The organism is Mycobacterium sp. TH-M82 (assembly GCF_057473605.1).
In genome coordinates, this window is record NZ_JBYCKY010000034.1 from 1 (window position 1) to 2,284 (window position 2,284).

Annotated in this window: 3 protein-coding genes; all 3 read right to left on the reverse strand. The window is 64.8% G+C overall.

Annotation, left to right across the window (positions count from 1 at the left end; translation table 11 throughout):
• Positions 1–66, reverse strand: a 66-nt coding sequence (locus tag AC2VON_RS01155; protein WP_424712776.1) for a hypothetical protein, incomplete at its 3' end; no start/stop codon positions are given.
• A 274-nt stretch (positions 67–340) separates the two neighbouring features.
• Complete coding sequence (lsr2, locus tag AC2VON_RS01160) at positions 341–676, reverse strand: histone-like nucleoid-structuring protein Lsr2 (RefSeq protein WP_486951308.1); 336 nt, start codon at positions 674–676, stop codon at positions 341–343.
• A gap of 137 nt (positions 677–813) precedes the next feature.
• Positions 814–2,284 (reverse strand): lysine--tRNA ligase (gene lysS / locus AC2VON_RS01165; protein WP_486951309.1); only part of this gene is annotated, 1,471 nt, incomplete at its 5' end.

Sequence of the window (2,284 nt, forward strand, 5' to 3'; positions counted from 1 at the left end):
CATCCGGGCCTCTTCTTGCGCCAGGACGACGACCCTGCGGGCACGGTCGGTAAATCTTTCGAACATCGGCTTCTTACCTGCTCTCCCTCGCCATCTCTTACAGCGCTGGCGTCGCGTGGCTGCCATCCACTCTAATGGGCGCTGAACCGGGTTGTGCTTTGACGTGCACAGCACATCACTGTGGGTTCGACCGTAAGACGCTGCTAGGACAGATCAACGCCGGGGGATCGGGAAACGTTTCCGATTCAGGTCGCACAGCGGTCACCAGCCGGTTCGCTTGCAGCGAAAACCAAACCGGCTGGGCCGGGCGGGTGGGCCCACGGACGTGCGGGCCAGGTGGTCAGGTAGCCGCGTGGAACGCGTCGATGATGTCGGCTGGAATGCGGCCGCGGGTCGACACATTGTGCCCGTTGCGGCGGGCCCATTCCCGGATTGCGGCGCTTTGTTCGCGATCGATCGCCCCGCGCTTACCGGAGGCCGAACGCCCACGCCGCCGACCACCGACCCGGCGGCCGGCTTCAATCCATTTCTTCAGGTCCCCGCGTAGTTTCGCGGCATTCTTAGTCGAAAGGTCAACCTCATAGGTCACCCCGTCGAGGCCGAATTCGACTGTTTCGTCGGCGGTACCCGAACCGTCGAAATCGTCGATCAAGGTGACGGTCACTTTCTTCGCCATCGGCTCATCCTCACGTTTCTTCCTGTGCGCAAACTGTGCGTCGTTTGAATCGAGCAACCCGCTGTGGCCGCGCGGACGTCGAAGTCCAATCTGCCATAAAAACGCAGAGCATTCAACATCGCGACTGGCGGGGCAGTTCAGTCGCCGTGGCGCCGAACAATCGGAAACAAAACCGTCTCTCTAATCGACAGCCCGGTCAGCGCCATCAACAAGCGGTCGATCCCCATTCCGGTGCCGGTGCACGGCGGCATCGCGTGCTCCATGGCGGCCAGAAAATCCTCGTCGAGCACCATCGCCTCGTCATCACCGGCTGCCGCGGCACGCGCCTGGGCGGCAAACCTGTCCCGCTGCACCACCGGGTCGACGAGTTCGGAGTATCCGGTGGCCAGTTCGACGCCGCGCAGATAGAGATCCCACTTCTCGGTGACACCGGCGATGCTGCGGTGCGCACGCGTCAGCGGAGTCGTCTCCACCGGAAAGTCCCTGACGAAAGTGGGCGCCCGCAGGTTATGTCCGACGGTGTGCTCCCACAACTGTTCGATCAGTTTGCCGTGCCCGGCGCCGTGGCCGTCGGAAACCGGCGCATCGAGACGGTCAGCGATTCGGCGTAACCGATCCACCGGGGTGGCGGGCGTGATCTCTTCGCCGAGCGCAGCCGACAGCGACGGATACATTTGTATCGATGCCCATTCACCGTCGATGTCGTAGATACTGCCGTCCGGCAGCGGCAGTTGTCTGGTGCCGATCGCCTCGTCGGCGACCTCCTGAATAATCTCGCGGGTGGTCACCGCCGAATCATCGTAGGTGCCGTACGCCTGGTAGGTCTCCAGCATCGAGAATTCCGGCGAATGGCTGGAATCGGCGCCTTCGTTTCGGAACACACGATTGAGTTCGAAGACCCTGTCGAAACCGCCGACAACGCAGCGCTTCAGGAACAGCTCCGGTGCGATCCGCAGGTACAGATCGGTGTCGAGGGCATTGGAATGAGTGACGAACGGCCGGGCCGCCGCCCCGCCCGCCAGCGTCTGCAGCATCGGGGTCTCGACCTCGACGAATCCGCGCCGCTCCAACGCGGTGCGAACGGCGCGGACAACCGCGATGCGCCGGTGTGCCACCGCGCGTGCCTGCGGGCGGACGATGAGGTCGACGTAGCGCTGCCGCACCCGTGATTCTTCGTTCATCTCCTTGTGCGCGACGGGCAGCGGCCGCAGTGACTTCGACGCCATCCGCCACGAGTCGGCCAGCACCGACAGTTCGCCGCGGCGCGAACTGATCACCTCGCCCTGCACCCAGACGATGTCGCCGAGGTCGACGTCGGCCTTCCAGTTCTCCAGCGCCCGCTCACCGACGTCAGCCAGGCTGATCATCACCTGAAGCGCAGTGCCGTCACCTTCTTGCAGCGTGGCAAAGCACAGCTTGCCGGAGTTGCGGGCGGCCACCACCCGGCCGGCGACGCCGACGACGTCACCGCTGGACGTGCCGGCGGCCAGGTCCGGGTAGCCGGCGCGGACCTGGGCCAACGTGTGCGTCCGGTCGACCGCGACCGGGTAGGGGTCGCGGCCTTCGGCCAACAGCCGTGCCCGCTTGTCGCGACGAATCCGGAACTGC